Origin of the sequence: Nitrospirillum amazonense, assembly GCF_029594735.1 — a bacterium.
GTDB lineage: Bacteria > Pseudomonadota > Alphaproteobacteria > Azospirillales > Azospirillaceae > Nitrospirillum > Nitrospirillum amazonense.
This window is the reverse complement of the sequence record NZ_JARPAF010000026.1, coordinates 1-1,251: the sequence shown is the minus strand read 5'-3', so window position 1 is coordinate 1,251 and position 1,251 is coordinate 1. Positions and strand designations below refer to the sequence as shown.

The 1,251-nt window shown below is 67.3% G+C and carries 3 protein-coding genes; all 3 read left to right on the top strand.

All coding sequences use genetic code 11. From position 1 onward, the window contains the following. Positions 1-125: 125 nt before the first annotated feature. On the top strand, positions 126-485 hold the full coding sequence (gene tnpA, locus P5F91_RS29825) for an IS66-like element accessory protein TnpA (protein WP_277909160.1): 360 nt from the start codon (positions 126-128) through the stop codon (positions 483-485). Further along, complete coding sequence (tnpB, locus tag P5F91_RS29820) at positions 482-829, top strand: IS66 family insertion sequence element accessory protein TnpB (protein WP_277909159.1); 348 nt, start codon at positions 482-484, stop codon at positions 827-829. The genes tnpA and tnpB overlap by 4 nt, the downstream gene beginning before the upstream one ends. 60 nt (positions 830-889) lie before the next feature. Then, positions 890-1,251 (top strand): IS66 family transposase (locus tag P5F91_RS29815; protein WP_422394510.1); only part of this gene is annotated, 362 nt, incomplete at its 3' end.

The following is a 1,251-nucleotide window of genomic DNA, read 5'->3' as shown; positions in this document are numbered from 1 at the left end:
ACCTGGCTCACCTTCTGTACCCCTCCGCTGAGGGCCGCCTTCCATCTGTGATACCGCTCGCTGAAGATGGCAGGAGATCTGGCCTGTGAGGGTGTGAAGTGTCCACGAGTGGGATAATGGACACGATGGGCGGCAAGCGCCGGCGTCGGACGTGGAGTGAAGCGCTGAAGCGGGAGATCGTGGCGGCGTCGTTCGAGCCTGGCGCATCGGCTTCGGTTGTCGCGCGTCGTTACGACGTGAACACCAACCAGCTGTTCATCTGGCGGCGGCAGTATGGCGACGGTTTGCTGGCTCCCACGTGTGAGGACGGCCCCGCGTTGCTGCCGGTGACGATCACGGACGCGCAAAGCGACGAGAAGAAGTCGGCACCGGCGGATGCTGGGCGGATCGAGATCGAGTTGCCGAACGGCTACCGCCTTCGGGTTGACGCCGCGGTTGAGGGCAAGGCGCTCCGCCGTGTGCTCGACGTTCTGGAGCGGCGATGATCCCGGTGCCGTCGGGTGTGCGGGTCTGGCTGGCGGTGGGCCGGACGGACATGCGGCGGGGGATGACCGGCTTGGCCCTGCAGGTTCAGGAGGCGCTGGGGCGCGATCCGCACGCCGGTGACCTTTACGTCTTCCGGGGCGGCCGGGGCGATCTGATCAAGATCCTGTGGCATGACGGTCTGGGCATGTCGCTTTATGCGAAGCGGCTGGAGAAGGGGCGCTTCCTGTGGCCGTCGCCGGCCGATGGCGTGGTCGGCATATCGGCGGCGCAACTGGCCTACCTGCTCGACGGCATCGACTGGCGGAACCCCCGGCACACCTGGCGGCCAACCAGTGCGGGATGAGGGTCGGACAGCACCACTTTCCAGGAGCGGTGGGGGCGGATTCATGATTCACTCAGCGTCATGGATACCGATCATGCTCCCTTGCCGGACGACATCGATGCGCTGAAAGCAGCACTGGTGATGGCGCGCGCGCAGGCGCTGGAAGCGGCTGCGGAACTGGCGGTGGCGCGGGCCAAGGCGTCGGAAGACCTGGCCCTGATCGCGCACCAGAAGCTGCGGATCGCCCAGCTGGAGCGCCAGGTTTATGGCCAGCGCTCGGAACGGTCGGCGCGGCTGGTCGATCAGTTGGCCCTGCAGTTCGAGGAACTGGAGGCCAGCGCCAGCGAGGACGAGCTGGCGGCGGAAACCGCCGTCGCCAAGACCACGACCGTGGCGGGCTTCACCCGCACGCGCGCCGAGCGCGCCACCTTCCCCGACCACCA

Bases quoted from the DNA above. Each gene is read 5' to 3' on its own strand.
- tnpA (WP_277909160.1), top strand. From the start codon at position 126: ATGGGCGGCAAGCGCCGGCGTCGGACGTGGAGTGAAGCGCTGAAGCGG.
- tnpB (WP_277909159.1), top strand. From the start codon at position 482: ATGATCCCGGTGCCGTCGGGTGTGCGGGTCTGGCTGGCGGTGGGCCGG.